This is a genomic window from Acinetobacter higginsii (assembly GCF_000369525.1).
Classification (GTDB): Bacteria; Pseudomonadota; Gammaproteobacteria; order Pseudomonadales; family Moraxellaceae; genus Acinetobacter; species Acinetobacter higginsii.
Window position 1 is genome coordinate 2,259,372 of sequence record NZ_KB850072.1, and the last position, 19,529, is coordinate 2,278,900.

A 19,529-nucleotide genomic window follows, 5' to 3' on the forward strand; every position below is an offset into this window, starting at 1 on the left:
TTACACTCTATTCACAGATAAAATTTAATATTCAAGTATTAAAGATATATCTCCCTGCTTGGGATCATAAGTGAATTCAACTTTATTCCATTTCGTTTTATCTTGCTTCAAAGCAACTCTCGCAGGATGAATAACAATAAAATCTTCATCATTAAATTTATACTTCTTCTTAAATCTTTTTAAAATTTTTGAGTGAAGTAAATTAGCCTCAAAGAACTCAGGCGTATTAAATAAAATATAAATAGTTCTTTCTTGTTCACTAAGTATTTTCACATATACTTTATCACTTAAATAGATAAGACTATCTAAAGCATCTTCATTTCCTAAATTAGAACTAATCTTCCCCCTCTCATTTTCAACATCAAAATCAAGGGAAAAATTATCACCTTTTATAATCTTTCGATCAAATAAAATATTTAAATTCAACTTATTACCTATCATATTTAATAATTTTCCCAGTAGAAAGCAAGTTCTTTTTATCTGAGTTTTCGATAAAGTATTGCGTTCCGCCTCCTGCGCCTAAATGAGGATTTGCAGCTGTTCTACCTTTAGCCACACACGTATCTTTAGTAACAATAAAAGCATGTAGTTGTGTTCGCATATCTCTTGCTCTAGGGTCACTCCAATTTCCTTTATGCGCAACTTGAACAGCATCATTATAACCTCTAGCAGTACCTGCTTTTAATACATCAGGTGATGTAGCAAGATAATTTCCTGGAGCATCGCCATGCGGATATAACGTGTACAGTACAGTACCTTTTTTTACTACTACATTTTTATATGCATCAATACCAGTATAAGGTTTTGATCCTTGCCATGATCGAGCTGTTTTTGAAGGATCTTTACCATCACAAGGATCTGTTTTTTTCGGACATGGGTGAGTTTTCTTAGAAGCACCTCCACTTCCCGTAGTTTTACCACTTTTTCTTTTCGTTAATCCTCTCGGATCTACCCATTCCACTGGATTCGGGGCATAAGCATAGACATTATGTCCTCCGAGTAAACCAATAGGATCCTTAGAAATAAATCGGCCTACATAAGGCGAATAGTAACGATGTCGATTGTAGTGGAGACCAGTTTCCTCATCATAATATTGCCCTTGAAAGCGAATATTGTTTGTAATGATTTCACTATTTTCAAAAAAGTTAGATTCTGACTTTTCTGCTTTGCATTCACCCCATGCTTTATATTGAGCTTTCCAGATCATCTGACCTTGTGAATCACTCATCTCCTGAGGGGTACCTAAATGATCACAATGATAAAACCAAATATCATTAAAACCTTGGCTTTGCTGATTACTCGTCCATAGAGGGTCTCGATTAAAACTATATTTATCATTCCACACAGGAGTAGAATGTAATTGAATATCTCCAGTATGCACGGCTTGAATCAGAGGAATAAAACTATCTTTTTCATAAATATAGTGTCGAGTAGCATTTCCATCTGATTCATAAGCAAGTGTGTCTCCATCCCATCCATAAACAATATGTTGTTCATGCCCTGTATGGTGATGTTTACTTTGCTTGGTTAGACGCCTTCCCATCGCATCATAACGATATTCAGCTGTAAACTGTGTATTGCGACTTTTTATTAAACGTCCTAAGACATCCCAAACAAGGCTTAGATCACCTGTTCTTGTTTTTTGTTTAATGAGTTGCCCATAAGCGTCATATTGGTATTGCTGTTCTAAATAATCTTTAACAACATTGTTTACTAAATGATTGTGTCGATAACCGTCTGTCGTTACTTGATATGATCCAGTGAAGTTATCGTCGAATTTCTGATTGAAAGGATTCAGAATATTACTTGCAGGATCAAAACTAAATATTTCTTTACCCAATTTACTTGTTGCTTCAAGCAATCGCCCTAACGGGTCATATTTATAATGAATATCGCCACGTCGTGTATCATGAATTTGAGATAAATGACCAGTTTTATCATACTGATAAATACGACTTAATAACTGCTGAGTTTCTTTCAATGCATTATTTTTTTGACTATCAGATACGCTATAACCATTTTCGTGGTCATTTACAATAATTTGGCTGCTTAACCTTCCTAATTCATCATAATGTTCAGATTGACTTAAACTATTTGCATAATGTCGAGCAATTTCACGGTGTAAATCATCTCGTTCAAAGCTAACAATATCTTTGCCGTTTAAGACTAAGCCATATACATGTCCTGTACCATAAGTTAACCAGCTAATTTTTTGTCCATCTGGCCTAACGGTCTTAACACGATCATTCAACTCGTCATAGCCATGTTTCCATACTGCCGTTTTACCTGTCTTAGAATCTTGAATATGTTCTCTTACCAAATTTCCAGCGAGATCATAGAACCACTCAACTTTACTATCCGAATTTTTTGCTAGTAAAATTTGATCATGGCTATTAAAAGCAAACTCTTCAACCTGAATATCTTCTAATTGTTGACCAACATGCCCGTAGCCAGAAATACGTTGTTCTAATCGCCCCATACGATCCAGCACAAATTGTTGAATACGATCTTTTGAAACCGCTCTATCAGTCAGACTTTGGCCATAACTCATCGCAACTTCAATACTTGTTTTTAACTGACCATTCGTTTCTTCATATTCATAAATAGTTTCTTTTCCATCAAAGTCAATTTCTTTTATCAATCGACCCACAACATCATAGAAAAACTCAAAATGAGCACCATTTTCATTGGTTAAACGTTTAAGACGACCTAATTTATCCCATTGATATTTAATTTTATAATTCTGCGGGTCTATACGTAATGAAATTAAACCGGCAGCATCATACTCATATTTTGTTTGCAGACCATTCGAGTCAATATGAGCCAGTAACCGGCCTTCTGCGTCATGAATAAAATATTCTTCTGAACTATCACTATACTTAATTTTGTCTAACTGGCCAAAAGCATTCAAAGGTAATCCTTTCAGTCTAGGTCGACGCTCTTCAGTTGTAAATTCACTATAAAAGTATTCAACTTTATCCTTTAAAGCATTTTCTACAGACTTCACACGTCCACGCGAATCATATTCCCATTTGGTTTCCTTACCTGAACAGTCTGTATAACTGACTAAATTACCTGAATTGTCATATTTAAGTTTTTTCGTACCACCTTTTGCATCAGTGATTTGAGTTGGTAGGCCCATAGCATTGTAGCTATACGTGGTTTCTCTTTTTAATGGGTCAATTGCTTTGACAATATTACCTTGTCCATCATATTCTCTAAACCACCGTCCCTCTACAGCATCAACCATACCAATCATTTGATCTTTATCATCATAATCATAATAAACAGTTGCTCCATCAGCTTGAGTAACTGTTATTAAATTACCATTATCATCAAATTCGTATTCAGTCGTTGCAGCATCAGTATCGATATGGCGGACAACACGATTACATTCGTCTCTGAAATACCATTCTTCTAAATCATCAGGGTAGACAATTCGATAAGTATACCCTTCAATATCATAATAATATTCGGTCTCATTCCCATAGGCATCAATCACATAGGTCAAACGAATATTTTCATCCCATTCTAAACGTACATCAGAACTACCATCATCTGCCCATTCATGAAAGGCTTTAGAAATAGGTTCTATACCATCATATTCAAGATTCATGCCTCGACCAGTTAAGTCGGTATATCTTGTTAGTAAATGATGATCATATTGATATTTATAAGCTGAACCATTTTCAGTAATTGCCTCTACTAACTCGCCTTTTTCATTATAGTTATAGCTAGCTAATGGTCGCTTTAACTGCCCATTTTCAACAGTCCAAACATCTATAATACGTCCATCAGAATCAACCCCGAAAGCAACATGCAATAACTGTTGATCTTTATGCTTGATTAAAATGTCAGAAATATATGATTTTTCTTCAATTTTATGGTCATAACGGATAGCAGCAGTCACCCCATTTTTATATTCAATTACTGATAATCGATAGCCATCCAGATATTTTTCGAATAAATGTTTTTCATCTAAGCCAAAAGAAATCATTTTTAGATTGTCAGAGATAATACTGTAGTAAAACCCTTCTTGTTGATCGTGAATACTCTCTCCAACTTTAATATCAGGTAATGCAATTGGTCTTGCATCAGTACCAATGTATTGAAATCCTTTTAATTCTTTAATATACCCTTGCTGCTCTTCTGAACCCTCTACATATTCTGTTTTTGGAATAATCCGAGTGGTGAATGGTGTTAGCCATCTAGCACCAAATTCACCATGATCAAGTTGATATAAATTGGAGGCGTAAGTTCTTGATAGTACAAAACTAGATATTGAGGACTCATATGCATCAATATGAGTCAGAAACTCAGTTCCCAAAGCATAAGTAATACTGTTCGACGTTTTGCTTACTTTTTTAGCTGGATTAGCTTTAGCGCCGTTTGTGTTTAATTCACAACTGGTATTTGGATTATTATTTGGCTTTTTCTGATTTTGTATTGTCTCCAGCTCCCCATTTGCTCTTTTTTTCTCTTTACTAGTAACCTGCTTATCTTTAATTGGGACTGTATGCTTTTGCTTTGATTTATATTTTTTTGCAGCAACCATTAAGTTTTGTAATAACCATGAAAAACTCATGGCAGTACTAGGATCTGCTAAAGGGGCAAGTCTAGTTGGTACAGTATTACTAAACTTTCTGAAATTACCGATTTGTTTATTAACCTGATTTTTTGTTTTAGAATCTAAAAATGAGGTGGCAACTTTTGCTCCCATATTTCCATATTCTTTTGCTCCTGCTGAACCTACGCTGGCTAGAAAATCAACGCCATGAGAAAATGCTTTAAATGGATTTCTTAAAGCATTTTCCCCTACTTTAGATAAACTTGATTTTGCATTTTTAATATCTTGACCTGTGCTAAATAGCTTTCCTGTCAATATTTTGCTCATACCATCAGCAAAGTTATTTCCTAACTCTTTGGCTTTATTACCACAGTCATCAACCGTTTTTTTTACAAGAGGCTGTGCTTTTTCAGCAAACTGACTCAATTCCCCTGCTACGCGCTCATTTACATGAATTGTCAGCAATTCAATTATCGTGTCTGGAATCTGCTTAGCTAGATTTTTTGATTTCAAAGTTTTTAACGCAGGTCTTAATGCCATACGAGAAGCGGCTAATCCAGGTGGAAGAGGAATCACTCCAACTAAATCAATCCCTAAATTTAACCAATCTGGAAAACCAGGATTTGCTTTCCCTGTAATCTCGATAACATCATAAACTGCATCTGTAAGTGCAATAATGTTACCAATTACAGGTAATGATCCTGCAACCATTTTAAGTGTATCTAAATCAACCATATCGCCAGTGTTTTTTTTCAGCCATTGGTTGATTTTTTGAGTTCCAGCATTAACGTCAGCTAGCTTAATTGTATTAACAGGAGCAATAGCCACTTTCCCAGTGCCTGTTCTCGTGCTTTTATTCTGTGTAGATGTATTTCCAGTATTTCTAGATGCGGTCGTCATTCTTTGTAATTCTCTAAACTTATTTAAACGTCATATTCATCGTATCTAATTTACGATTTTGATCAGTCTCGGTATCTTTTGCTCGAATATACTGACGTAATGGATTAATAGGTTGTTCTGAAATAGTGTTCTTGAGTCCATTGATTACAGCTTGGCCTGTTTGCTGAGTGTTGCTAAACCCTTTTGAGGTCAGCCCAGTAACTTGATCTATTAACTGCGATTCCACTCCCTGCTGTAGCATTGGCAATAAAGCCTTTGCTCCACCCTCCTTCAACTGCTTTGCAGTCTCAAGCGTTTTTAACACTGAAGAAGGACTGGTAAAGGATTGACCTAAAGCATTCTTGGCGCTGCTAACTGCATTTTTTAGACCTGTTTCTGCTTTGCCCAATAAGGTTTGTGCATCAGGGTCATTTTCATTTGGCCACATTGGCGGGCGTTTAAAGTCACTGGATTCCGCCCACGGATCACGTTTATCATCTTCAAATACAACTTTTGCTGCACCCGTTGCCAGTCCAGAAACCCGTACAAAACCTTTATCATCCAACTGACCAGAAAACTGCTGCCCCAGTGAATCAATGACCTGATAGCCACCCTGTTTCACAAATTCGCCATGTTTGTAATCGTGAAGCAACTCCAGTACCCCTTGTCCACGTTTTGGTGGCGGTGGCAAACTGGATTGAGTACTAACACTTGAGCCGCTCATAAACAAATGCTGCCCCGCCTTCACCTCAAACTTGCCTCCCGTCACAGGAAAAATACCTGAGCCATTCAGCTTGATTTGAGAACCGCCTGCGGTAATCACAATTTCTTTCGGGCTGCTAATTTGAATTTGACTTTCAGTAGAAATGATCTGGATGCCTTGTTTGGCGAGCAAATCCAACCCATCTGACTGAGCCTGAACCTCAAACTTGCCTTTGGCAGCCACTTGCTTAATCCCATTCTGAGCAGCAAACAGGCTGATTCGATTTTGCGCATGGCCAATCAGATTCTTTTGCGTGCTTAGGTTAATACTATCGCCTGCAATCTGATTAATTTGCCCATCTGCAGACACATGAATATCTTCATTGCTGCTTAGACCAATACCTGCTGGCGAATGAAGCAACAACAACGCTTTATTAAATTTGGCAATCTTTGCTTCAATCTGTTCTGCAAATTCTTTTAACTGTTCTAAAGACTCAATTTCATCAGTTTGTTGATTTTTGGCGACTTCACTTAAAGCCTTAGCATTGTTTTGATTGCCTTCTAGCTGTTGCTTGGCAGGTTCGGCATCAAGATGCTCCCCTTGGGCCTGATCCTGCTTTTGGGTACTAAGTAGTAAACCTTTGCCTGCACGCACTGCACCCCATTGATCGGTCCGTAGTTCAAAGCCCTCACCCCGATCTTCGCTTTCAGCTTTATCTTTTGGATGGCTGAGTTTACCCAGATTCAGTTGAGTGGCGGCATGACTACTTTGTAGTTGCGCACTGATTTGTCCCGTGGTGTCATCAAAACGTAGTTGGTTAAAACCGTCACCTTGGTATTCTTTGGATTTAATGCCTGCCAGTTTCTTGGTATCAGGTAACTTGCCTGCGTCATCAAACTTGGTCGGACTACGCTGTGCTTCATGAATCCGCCCAACCACAAAGGGCCGATCAATATCGCCATCAAAGAAATCAATCACTACGATTTCACCAATCCGCGGCAAGAATCGTGCACCGTAGCCTTCACCTGCCCACGGCGTTAATACGTCCACCCATGCAGAGTCAGTATCATTGTCATTGGCACCTGCCCCACTATCATGACTGTGGTCATCTGCTCGGGTAAACAGGAAGCGAACTTTAATCCGCCCCCATTCATCCACATAAATTTCGTCACCGCTTGGCCCCACCACTTTGGCACGTTGTGGATGTGTCACAGGTCGATGTTGTAACGGGTTATACTCAGGAACCAAACCAATATTACGTCGTTGCAATGTCAGTTGATTGGCTTGACGTTCATCAGAGACCGCATGCTGAAAAGGACTACTTTGCCAATTACTTTGTTGAAGCAAAGCTGCAACTTGATCCGTTAAATCTTTAGGTAGATTATTTTGGTTATAGAACGTTTTTGAGCTGATCAGAAACTCTTTGTCTGCGCCATCATGCTGATCAATTTCAGGGTGTTCATTCAGTTCAAACCAATAGCCCACTGGGGTATCGCGAACAGTCGATGTCGCAATAAACTGCTTGGCCTGTGAATCATGATACTGGCTTAAGTTCTGATTCAGTTTTTCAATTTGAGCATTGCCCGATTTGGTGGCGCCATCCTCCCCCTTTAAATCCTGAATCCAAGCAGGGGAAAAATGCCACGCCTGTTCTAATGCAAGCTGTTGGTTATCATGTAGATCGCTATGCTGATGTTTACTCTGAACACTGCCTGCGCCTTCTTCTTGTTCTAAGGCATCGGCTTGCCAACGCTGTACATGTACCGCACTTGGTTGCAGAGAACGCTGTGCCACAAATGCCGTAATGCTGTCCTGTGTTTCGGTTGCACTGCTGCGATGAAAGCGGATATGACGGCGCTCTAGGGCTTTATATTGATTATTGTCATCGATGAGTCTGAGTTTCTGCGGCTGAATCTGTTCACTTGAACTGGATACTTTCAGCTGTGCTTCATCAATTAAAGTACTAATGCCTTCCGAAGCCAAAAGCCTTTGAATAAAGTCAAAATCTCGTTCATTATGTTGCATGATGAACGGCCTGACGTCGTAGTCCTTAGTAAGTCCGCTTTTATCGAGAGTTAGACTGGAAGCAAATAAAGGGCTCCGTTGCTGCCATTCAGAAAAAATAGTCTGCACAACATCCACAACAGATTTCGCCATAAAAACACGGCTATTACGACGCTGCTTCCACAAGGCGGTCGGGTCTTGTACACCTAAACGATAAATAGTCAGCGAACCGTCACTGGCGCCGATATCGGCTTGGGTAATAATCCCTGAGATACGTGTTAACTCTGCTTTATCGGTCACAATATCAATGGCAACCTGACTGCCAATAAAGCTTTTTAAAGGAATGACTGCATTGGTCGAAAGACAGAGTAATTGTAGGTCAAGGCCATGATTGAGCTGATGCAGACCCTCAATACGCTGTAAGAAAACTTGATTATTTAAAGATGTGTTTGAAAATTGAGCGTGAATCGCACGTTTTTGTGCTGTCAGGCCCAAGCTTTCTAAAGCTTGAAAGATATTATTCGCCATCTTTTTTTATAGATTATCTGCTTAAATTTAGCGCATTTTACTCAAAATATCGTTTTACTGTCCATACAGAACCGTCTATTTATGACAATTTACGTCACATTTTTGTTCGCTTTATATTACTGAATCGGAGCGATTAAATTTATACTTTTGAGTTAGATTGTTTTTTACTTAAAATACTTTGATTCACTTTAGCTATTTTTATAATAAGCGTTGCTGCAACTTGCACCTATGGCATCTAAAAAATCTTTTGAATAAAGGCCTATTCTGATCGTTAGGCCTTTATTCACGATTAAAAGTTTATTTTCTGCGGTTTAGAATTTGGCACGTAACGATAAAGTTACGTTACGTGGTTCGCCCCAATAAACACCATTGTAGAAACCGACCTGTTGATAGTATTTTTCATCAAATAAGTTATTCACTTGTAAGTTTGCACTGAATGACTCGTTGAAGGTATAGCCCATATTGGCACTTGCCAAGAAGTAAGCATCTTGTCGTACAAAGCCATCAGAGTTTTTAGGTGCACTGGTCGACTTACTTACTACCTCACTTTGCCAATTCACACCAAAGCCAATATTGAACTTATTGGCGCCGTCCCAGAGCTGTTCAGGGAGTTTGAAATTGGTGTAAATTTTGACTTGATTCTGAGGAAGGGTTGTTGAAGCCTTCACAGTTTCTGAACTAATACTGTTCACATAGGTATAACCTGCCGTAATATTCCAAGTCGGTGTGATTCGACCGATGGCTTCCAGCTCAAAGCCTTCAATTTTTAGGCCTTCACCCGAAGCTTTCATTGGGTCACCGCCATCATCGGTTTTAATACCTGCTGCAATCGCCTCTTCATCACGAACTGCAACATTCTCCTTTTTCGACCAGAACGCAGCAGCGGTTGCCAAAAGTTGGTCATCCAATAAACTGGCTTTTAAACCCACCTCATAACTTTTACCGGTTTCAGGATCTAGGAAACTGTTATTGCGGTCTTTCTGGCTGCTTGGATTAAACATATCGGTATAACTGGCATAGGCAGTGACAATATCGTTAATCGCATAAGTGGTACCAAAGTAAGGTGTGAAAGCATCGGTTTTCACATCACTCTTGGTACCATTCGTTGCCGAATAATCACTATAACGTCCCCCGACAATCAATTTTAGATCATCTGTTAGGTTTAGCTTTAAGGTACTGTATGCACCATAATTACGTTGTTTTGCATCTTTAGTCGAAGGAATAACCGTGTAGCCTGGTTTAGGTGTTGTATTACCATTCCATGTACGCCAATCATTAATCACACAAGTATCACCAATATTATTAGAAGGTAGCGTTACCCCGTTCACTTTCTTGGTACAAGTCAATTGATTACTGGCAATACCGTCAATAGCTCCACCCGGGCTATCTGTAGAACGATCAAAGCCATTTCCACCAATCACCAATTCATGCTCACGATTAAATAATTTAAACGGCCCACTGGCGAATAACTCTAAGCTGGTCTTTTTAGAATCAGATGTTGGATATACTGTTGACCAAACCCCAACGCCAGTTCCATCATTTTGATTAGGAAAACCAGAACCGCCATAAGACATCAACCAAAAACTTTTGGATAATGAATGTGAGGCTGCTGCCTTAATCATCCAGTCATTCTCAAATTTATAGGTCAAATCAGCAAATACGGTTTTGTCACTTTGGCTAATGGTATTCCAGCGATTGGCCAAGCTGAAATTGCGCGGTAAATTGGCCAGCGAACCGTCCTGATTCCAATAGGGAACGGTCCCCCACGTTGAACCACGTGGTTGGTTGTCTTGATATTGAAAACCAATACTGCCTGTTAATTTGTCCGTGATATCGGCTTCAACCATCGCCATCGCCGCCAAGGTTTCCAGAGAGTAATAATCCATATAGGATTCTCCCTCTCGACGTGCGGCCATCACACGGCTGCGCACACTGCCATCAGCCGTCAAAGGGATTGAAACATCCGCCTCATTGCGAATGGTATTCCAGCGACTAAATGAGGTGGCAACCGAGCCTGTCAGTTCCTTTGCAGGACGTTTCCGAATCATATTAATGGTGGCAGATGGATTTCCCGTAGATCCTGTTAAACCTGTTGCCCCCTTCACGACTTCAATACGGTCAAAGAAAAAACTATCGACCCGTGGGCTATTCTCGCCAATTGGCATGCCATCAATTTGACGGTTGCTAATCGCATAGCCTCGCGCAGAATAATTTGAGCGTTCACTATCATTTTTAGTGACTGTGACCCCTGGCGTGGCCGCAAGCACATCATCAATAATATTCAGATTCCGTTGCTCAATCTGTTCCCGCGTAATGACACTGACGGATTGTGGTGTTTCTTTTAAGGAAAGTTTTAGCTTGGATGATGTACGAGATGATTTCGCTTGAAAGCTTTCGCTACCTTCTGTTTTTTCATCCTCGGCTGCAACTTTGATGGTTGGGAGTACGTTTGCGCCCTGTTCTTGCGCCCAAGCGTGATGTGAAAATGCCCCGAAAATCAGAATCGATTTTATCGCAATATTTAAAGCAGATTGTTTAAGCTGATTGTTCATAATGCTGCAATTAATTAAATAAGAATCATTATTATTATCAATATCAATACAAAAATAAATGCAGAATTCACAATTGCTTAATATTTATTTGATTTCAGGTAAAAATTGGCGCAAGCCTCGATGGCTGTCATTGATCATTTTATTGATAGATCAAGAAGTATGCATAAATAGCGTACTTGCATTTTTTCAAGCACGACAACGCGCAACACAAAAGCAGCTTGAAAGTCTTAAATGGAGCTAAGCTTAAATACTATTTATAATTATTATTTTTCAATTACTTAAAATTCTATTATTGAATCATCCTCGCGCTCTAGAATACGTGGACCTGAGCCTTGCTCTGCCAGAATATCTTCTGGATTACGCAAACGACATTGTTCCAAAGACAAACACCCGCAGCCAATGCACCAGTCCATTTCATCTCTTAAACGAGTCAGCTTCTGGATTCGCTCATCCAAGTCCTTACGCCAACAAGTGGATAACTCTGCCCACTGCTCAGCCGTTAACTTGCTGCCTATCGGGTAAACACTCAACGCTTTTTTAATCTCCTCCAACGAAATCCCAACTTTTTGCGCAACCTTAATAATTCCGATATAGCGCAGTACAGCCAAAGGATAACGACGTTGATTGCCATTGGTTCGAATACTTTTAATCAATCCTTTAGACTCATAAAAATGCAAGGTTGAAACCGCGACACCACTTCGCTTGGCAACTTCCCCAACCGTCAGCATCCGATTGATATCAATTTTTCGTTCGAGTGTCATGGTTCAATATCTCAAGATTACTTTAGGTTTTATAGTGTATGGCAACACGATTTGTCAATTTAAAGCCTTGTAGCATGAGTCAAAACAAGCCATTTGCTTAAATCCAGCCTCATAAAAAATACAGAAGTATCGACAGAAATTGTGCTGACACTCCTGCTAAAAATGCCTGTTTCCACACTTTAATTTTCGAGTTCACCCCATTGACCTCAATATAACTTGAGGTTTTAGACTGCTTGGCACTGCATTATCAAATGCAATTAAGCAATTCATTTTTAATGTTTTTCAGCAGTCAGTCTGAATCTACTCAGGAAATACGCCTATGCCGTACTTCATTAAATTAAGTTTAGAAAGCCAATGGTTATGGATCATTAGTCGGTGTTGTCTGGCACTGTTATTTTTTAGCTCGGGTCTGAGCAAAGTGCTGGATGTCGATGCAGGCTTTCAGGAAATGCAAGCTGCAGGCTTAGAACCTGCATGGCTGTTTAATTATGCCTCGGCACTGATTTTACTTGCGGGTGCTTATAGCATTCTGTTTGATCGCTACCTTTGGTTGGGTGCAGCACTGCTCTCTGTTTTTTTAGGGGTTACGATTGTACTGGTACATACTTTTTGGAATATGTCTGGGGGACAAGCACAAATCGCGCTGTATTTTGCACTTGAACACATTTCAGTGATTGGTGGCTTAATCGGTACGGCTATTGCCAGCCATTTTCGTCAACAGCTGCAAGAGGTTGGAGTGATCGCATGAGAACCAAACTGCGTATTTTGCTGATTATCAGTATTTTAATTGTGATTGCTGTAGCCGCTTATGTTTATTTTAAATCCCGCTCCACAGAGAATGCTTCCAGCTACAGTTATCCACCCGTCAAAGTCGCGCTGACAACAGTCAAACAACAAGTCACACCGCGTATTCTGTCCAGTATTGGCGAGTTGGAAGCGATAAGACAAGTTCAAGTCTCTGCTGAAACGACTGGCGTGATTGAACAGATTTATTTTCAATCAGGACAATCCGTCAAAAAGGGACAATTACTGGTTCAACTGAAAACCAATGTCGAGCAAGGCAATTTAGGACGGCTACAAGCCAAGTTAAAACAGGCAGAAATGGCCTATCACCGTACCAAACAACTGATTGATAGCAATGCGATTTCACGCGCTGAAATGGATACAGCCTTGGCCGACCGAGATATGACCCGTGCAGAAATCCAGCAACTGCAAGCACTGATTGAACAGAAATCCATTCGTGCACCCTTCTCTGGCGTGATCGGGATTCGCCAAGTGCATCAAGGGCAATATCTTGAAGCAGGCACCAGTATTGCCAATCTGGTCGATACACAGCAACTGCTTGCCAATTTCACACTGGATGAACAACTGGCGGCGCGCTTAAAAACCGGCCAAGCCGTTCAACTGAAAATAGATGCCTTTCCCGAACAAAGTTTCTCTGCCGTAGTGAATGCGATTGATCCGATGGTGAGTAAATCCAGAACCATGACCGGACAGGCACTGCTCAATAATCAACATCAACAGTTAAAACCAGGCATGTACGCAAAAATAGAAATACAGGAAGCCAATCTACCCAGTTTGGTCATCCCTGAAACTGCAATTACTTATACCGCCTATGGCAACACCGTTTTTCTGGTGAAACATGAGCCACAAAAACAAACGGTACAACGTGTTGCGGTCGAACTCGGCGAACGTCATCAAGGTTGGGTCGAAGTACAATCGGGTATTAAAGCTGGTGACCAAGTGGTGGTTTCAGGTCAAGTTCGACTTAGTGATGGCATGCAAATCGAACCGACGGTGAATAGCCTAGAGCAAACTTCATCTTCCCAAGCCAAAGCCAAGCTTTAGGGAGACACTCAGATGAAATTTACCGATCTTTTTGTAAAACGCCCTGTACTGGCTCTTGTAGTCAGCACCCTGATTTTATTGGCAGGTTTATTCTCACTGAATAAACTGCCGATTCGTCAGTATCCCTTATTAGAAAGTTCAACCATCAGTATCAGTACTGAATATCCGGGTGCATCAGCTGAATTGATGCAAGGTTTTGTCACGCAACCAATTGCCCAAGCGGTCTCTTCGGTTGAAGGTATTGATTACCTCAGTTCGTCCTCAGTACAAGGCCGCAGTGTCATTACCTTACGTATGCAACTCAACCGAGACTCCACTCAAGCCCTGACCGAAGTCATGGCCAAGGTCAATCAAGTTCGCTACAAATTGCCAGAACAGGCATTTGACCCTGTGATTGAACGCTCCTCAGGCGAATCGACCGACGTGGCCTATATCGGCTTTTCCAGTGAACAGCTGTCTATGCCCGAGCTGACCGACTATCTATCACGGGTGGTCGAACCCATGCTATCCACCATTGAAGGCGTGGCAAAAGTTCAGACCTATGGTAGCCAACGCCTTGCCATGCGAATCTGGCTAGATGCAGACCGTTTGGCCAGTCGGGGTGTGACCGCTGCCGATGTTGCCAGTGCGATTCGTCAAAACAACTACCAAGCCGCGCCCGGCCAAATCAAAGGTGAATTGGTGGTTTCCAATGTCAACGTGTCAACCGAGCTAACCAGTATTCAGGACTTTAAAAATCTGGTGATCCGTAATGATGGGCAGAACCTGATTCGCTTGCAGGATGTCGCCACGGTTGAACTCGGTGCAGCATCTACCGAAACCAGTGCCTCGATGGACGGGCAACCCGCAATTTTTATTGGTTTACAGGCGACTCCAACAGGCAATCCACTCGTCATTGTTCAAGGTATTAAGGATAAATTGCCTGAGATACAAAAAAACTTACCGCCGAGTGTCAAAGCCAATCTAGCCTATGAAACGGCACGTTTTATTGATGCTTCGATTGATGAAGTACTACATACCTTTATCGAAGCCCTGATCATTGTCATTGCTGTGATCTATCTGTGCTTAGGTTCACTCCGTAGTGTCTTGATTCCTGTGGTGACAATTCCACTGTCAATGCTGGGCGCTTTAGGCCTGATGCTGATTTTTGGCTTTAGCATTAACTTACTGACCTTATTGGCGATGGTACTGGCCATTGGACTGGTGGTGGATGATGCCATTGTAGTGGTGGAAAATGTACACCGCCATATTGAAGAAGGCTTATCGCCCATCGCTGCTGCGCTGGTCGGTGCACGCGAAGTCGCAGGTCCCGTGATTGCCATGACCATTACCCTTGCTGCGGTCTATGCGCCGATTGGTCTGATGGGCGGACTAACGGGTTCATTATTTAAGGAGTTTGCACTGACCTTGGCGGGTGCAGTTTTGGTCTCAGGGATTATTGCCCTCACCCTCTCCCCTGTAATGAGTTCTTATCTGCTGCAATCCAAGCAGGAAGAAGGCCGAATGGCCAAAGCTGCTGAATGGTTCTTTGAACGTTTAACCCATATCTATCACCGCTTACTGCAATTTTCATTACAGCATCGCTGGATGACGGTGGTCTTTGCCATTGCTGTTTTTGCCAGCCTGCCTTTTCTGTATCAACTCCCACAAAAAGAATTGGCCCCACTGGAAGATCAAGCCAGTGTTCTGACCGCAATTAAGGCACCACAACATGCCAACTTAAACTATGCCGAACACTTCAACTATGAGTTGGATAAAGTGTTCTGGAGGCTGCCTGAAACCAGCACCACATGGATTATTAATGGTACGGATGGCCCAGCAGCCAGTTTCGGGGGCACTACCTTATCCACCTGGGCTGAACGTACGCGCTCTGCCGATGAACTTCAACAGGAGCTGCAAGCCAAGGTCGGTGCTGTTGAAGGTACCAGTATTTTCGTATTCCAAAATCCAGCTTTGCCCGGTTCAACAGGTGGCTTACCTGTACAAATGGTGCTGCGTAGTGCCCAAGACTATGCCACCATTTATCAAACCATGGAAAATATCAAACAAAAAGCTCGTGAAAGTGGCTTGTTTGTGGTGGTAGACAGTGATCTGGATTTCAATAATCCAATGCTGAAAATTGAAGTCGATCGTGCCAAAGCCAATAGCTTGGGTATCCGTATGCAGGACATCGGCGAAGCACTGGCGACCCTCGTAGGTGAAAACTATGTCAATCGTTTTAGTATGTTAGGCCGTGCTTATGATGTGATTCCACAAAGTATCAAAAGCCAGCGTCTGGTCCCACAAGCGTTGACCCAGCAATTTGTACGCACCGATCAGGGAACATTGATTCCATTGTCTACTGTGGTCCGTCTGAATGAACAGGTCGAGCCAAATAAACTCACGCAGTTTAACCAACAGAACGCCGCAACTTTCCAAGCCATTCCTGCGCCTGGTGTTTCTCTCGGCCAAGCTTTAGCGTTCCTTGAACAAGTCACGACTGAGTTACCGACAGGTTTCAGCCATGACTGGCAAGCCGATGCGCGTCAGTATATGCAGGAAGGCAATACGCTGTTGTTTGCATTTTTGGCGGCATTGGTGGTGATTTATCTGGTCTTGGCCGCGCAATATGAAAGTCTGGTCGACCCGTTCATTATCTTAATTACTGTGCCCCTGTCAATTTGCGGCGCCTTGATTCCTCTGGCACTCGGTTATGCCACCGTCAATATCTATACCCAAATTGGTCTGGTGACCCTGATCGGTTTGATTAGTAAGCATGGCATCCTCATGGTTGAATTTGCCAATGAGTTGCAGCTGCATGAAGGACTGAATAAACAGGCCGCCATTCTTAAAGCAGCGCAAATTCGCTTACGCCCGATTCTGATGACCACGGCAGCGATGGTGTTTGGTCTTATTCCACTACTGTTTGCCACAGGTGCGGGCGCACATAGCCGTTTTGGTCTTGGATTGGTGATTGTGTGCGGTATGTTGATTGGCACATTCTTCACCCTGTTTGTATTGCCCACCATTTATAGTCTGCTGGCACGTCAACATAACCAAAGTTCGGCCCGTGTACAGGAACTACAGAAAATTGATGCGATGGAGTCTCAAGCATGAATAACGATCCAGTCTTCACCAAAAGCTCCCAGCATCATTCATACAAGCAGATGATCAGCACTGGACTCATCATGGCAGCTTTGGCCATGTCACTGAGTGGTTGCCAAAACCTTAAACCACAACTACCGATCGTCAGTGTTGATATTCCGAACAGTTATGATCATTCGATTCAAGGCAGTTCCATTGCATCCCAAGGCTATCAGCAGTTTCTTGCTGATCCACGTTTGGTGCAGGTAATTGAACTAGCCCTCAATCATAACCGTGATTTACGCAGCGCCAGCCTGAATATTCAGCGCGCACAGCAATACTATCAAATCAGGAAAAATGATCAGTTTCCAATGATTGCTGGCCGTGCAGAGCTGCTTCGCCAAGTCTCGCCCACCTTAGATCCAAACAACCCCAGTTCAAGCTTGCAAGTTGGTCTCGGCTTGACGGCTTATGAGCTGGATTTTTTGGGACGGGTTCGCAATTTGAAAGATGCAGCACTAGATCGTTATCTGGCGACCCAAAGTGCGCGTGATGCCATGCAAATCAGTTTGGTGAGTCAAGTCAGCCAAGCTTGGTTGGATTATGCCTTTGCCCATGCACAGTTAAAACTTGCCCAACAGACCCTTTCAACACAATTGAATGCCTATCAGCTCAATCAAAAACGTTTCAATGCGGGCACTGACAGTGAAATTCCTCTGCGTCAGGCACAGATCTCGGTCGAAACTGCACGTCATGATGCGGCCAACTACCAAACGCGGGTGATGCAGGCACAAAATTTAGTTAATCTGTTGGTGGGACAACAGCTTCCTGTAGACCTCTTGCCACAACAACCCGTTAAAAACATCAGTACCAACGCAGTTTTAAGCACAGGTTTAAGCAGTGAGTTACTGAATCATCGCCCTGACCTCAAACTCGCTGAATATCAATTGCACGAAGCAGGTGCCAATATTGCGGTTGCCAAAGCGGCCTTATTTCCTAGCATTCGATTAATAGGCTCAGCGGGTTATGCATCGACTCAACTCAGTGATCTGTTTAAATCTGGTCATGCAGTCTGGTCGATTGGCCCGAGTCTGGATCTACCGATCTTTGACTGGGGCACCCGTCAGGCCAATCTTAAGATTTCAAAAATCGAGCAGCAAATCGCACTATCGAATTATGAAAAATCCATTCAATCTGCTTTTAGAGAAGTCAATGACAGCCTTGCCGCACGTGCCTATATGGATGAACGGATTACTGCACAACAACGCTTAGTCGATGCGACCAATCGGAACTATAAACTGTCTAATACCCGCTTTCGTGCAGGGATTGATAGTTATTTAAGTGTCTTGGATGCACAACGCTCTCATTATGCTGCTGAGCAAAGTTTGTTATTACTGGAACAGGCACGGCTCAACAATCAGATTGAGCTATACAAAGTATTGGGTGGAGGCTTAACACAATAATCATCACAGGGGTTTTAAGAATGGCTATGGCTGTTGTTAAAACCTCATCCAACCAAACAAAGATAAACTTGGCGAACAACCAGAACAAAAAAGAGCAGCATATAAACCAATTGAGCTAATGTTTTATTTCTTATACTTGTACGACTGCCTATTTTTAAGATCAATCAGCAATTTATATAAATGTTAAAAATTAAAATGAACCGTTTCAAAAGTCTAGAACGTGAAGCTTATGTCTTTGCCAATGTCGCTTGAATAAAGTCACCAATCTCATCTAATGCCTGTTCAGATTTTTGCACAAAGCGATTAAACATCTGAAAGTTATGCCACATATTTTCATAGACATGCAGATGAACCTGCACACCTGATTGTTGGGCACGCTCAGCCAGATTGATCGCATCATCCACGAGAATCTCTTCGCTGCCTGCTTGAATCAATAGCGGTGGAAGACTATTTAAATCAGCAAAAATAGGTGAAATACGTGGATCATTAGATCGTAATTGCCCGCGATATCCATCCCCACCCCGTTTTAAAGCATAAGCACGAATCATCGGATCTCGTTTGGCATTTTTAAATACCGAAGCTGAACTCAAAGTAATATCCACATAGGGCGAAATCATGATCATCCCAGCAGGTAAAATCTGCCCTGCCTCTCTTAATTCCACCGCGAATGCTAAGGCCAAAGCACATCCACCAGAATCTCCACCCAAAATAATTTGCTCAGGCGTCCAGCCATCACTCAGTAAATGTTGATAGACCGACCTCACATCCTCCAATGCCGCAGGATAAGGATGTTCAGGCGCACGTCGATAATCCAGCATATATACTTTGACCTTGGCCCGTGCAACCAATTCGGTAGACAGTGCGCGATGGGTTCGTGATGAACCTGCAAAAAAAGCGCCTCCATGACAATGCAATAATACCCCTTGCACCTCACCCGCAGGCCTTGCCACTTCGACGGGAACAATACGTTGATCCCGTGCATCTATCAATTTGATCTGTTGTATAGAAACATCGGCTCTGGGTTTAAAAATACGCGAGCCAAGCTCCATTGCGCCACGCAAGATCGGAAAAGGTAAAGCCAAACCACTGGCCAACTTAAAACTCAATCGCAAGCCCAATTTCACGCCTGTTTCGATTATCTGTTGCTGCATCCTGCCCTCC

At 41.9% G+C, this 19,529-nt stretch carries 10 protein-coding genes; 4 read left to right on the top strand and 6 right to left on the bottom strand.

Annotated features, from left to right (window positions below):
- Window positions 1-24 precede the first annotated feature (24 nt).
- From F902_RS16780 to soxR, 5 genes are all read right to left on the bottom strand, one after another.
- Window positions 25-441: a hypothetical protein gene (locus tag F902_RS16780; protein ID WP_004805350.1), complete on the bottom strand. Its 417-nt coding sequence runs from the start codon at window positions 439-441 to the stop codon at window positions 25-27.
- Window positions 431-5,467 (bottom strand): RHS repeat-associated core domain-containing protein, encoded by a 5,037-nt coding sequence (locus F902_RS16785; protein ID WP_005205279.1) that lies wholly within the window; start codon window positions 5,465-5,467, stop codon window positions 431-433. The genes F902_RS16780 and F902_RS16785 overlap by 11 nt, the downstream gene beginning before the upstream one ends.
- Before the next feature lie 19 nt (window positions 5,468-5,486).
- On the bottom strand, window positions 5,487-8,681 hold the full coding sequence (locus tag F902_RS16790; protein ID WP_005205281.1) for a type VI secretion system Vgr family protein: 3,195 nt from the start codon (window positions 8,679-8,681) through the stop codon (window positions 5,487-5,489).
- Window positions 8,682-8,992: 311 nt separating this feature from the next.
- The gene (locus F902_RS16795; RefSeq protein ID WP_005205282.1) at window positions 8,993-11,233 is read right to left on the bottom strand and encodes a TonB-dependent siderophore receptor; all 2,241 of its coding nucleotides are present in this window, start codon (window positions 11,231-11,233) and stop codon (window positions 8,993-8,995) included.
- 278 nt (window positions 11,234-11,511) lie between these two features.
- On the bottom strand, window positions 11,512-11,994 hold the full coding sequence (gene soxR / locus F902_RS16805) for a redox-sensitive transcriptional activator SoxR (protein ID WP_005205283.1): 483 nt from the start codon (window positions 11,992-11,994) through the stop codon (window positions 11,512-11,514).
- A gap of 319 nt (window positions 11,995-12,313) precedes the next feature.
- Here soxR and F902_RS16810 point away from each other — a divergent pair, with 319 nt between their 5' ends.
- From F902_RS16810 to adeC, 4 genes are read left to right on the top strand one after another with little or no spacing between them, the layout of a single operon-like run.
- Complete coding sequence (locus F902_RS16810; protein WP_005205285.1) at window positions 12,314-12,742, top strand: DoxX family protein; 429 nt, start codon at window positions 12,314-12,316, stop codon at window positions 12,740-12,742.
- Window positions 12,739-13,842, top strand: coding sequence for an efflux RND transporter periplasmic adaptor subunit (locus tag F902_RS16815; protein ID WP_005205286.1), 1,104 nt, complete (start codon window positions 12,739-12,741; stop codon window positions 13,840-13,842). The genes F902_RS16810 and F902_RS16815 overlap by 4 nt, the downstream gene beginning before the upstream one ends.
- 12 nt (window positions 13,843-13,854) lie before the next feature.
- Window positions 13,855-16,938: a MexW/MexI family multidrug efflux RND transporter permease subunit gene (locus tag F902_RS16820; RefSeq protein ID WP_005205288.1), complete on the top strand. Its 3,084-nt coding sequence runs from the start codon at window positions 13,855-13,857 to the stop codon at window positions 16,936-16,938.
- On the top strand, window positions 16,935-18,368 hold the full coding sequence (gene adeC, locus F902_RS16825) for an AdeC/AdeK/OprM family multidrug efflux complex outer membrane factor (RefSeq protein WP_005205290.1): 1,434 nt from the start codon (window positions 16,935-16,937) through the stop codon (window positions 18,366-18,368). The genes F902_RS16820 and adeC overlap by 4 nt, the downstream gene beginning before the upstream one ends.
- A 227-nt stretch (window positions 18,369-18,595) precedes the next feature.
- Here adeC and F902_RS16830 read toward each other — a convergent pair whose 3' ends face one another.
- Entirely contained in the window at window positions 18,596-19,519 is a 924-nt protein-coding gene (locus F902_RS16830) for an alpha/beta hydrolase (RefSeq protein ID WP_005205292.1), read from the bottom strand.
- Window positions 19,520-19,529 lie beyond the last annotated feature (10 nt).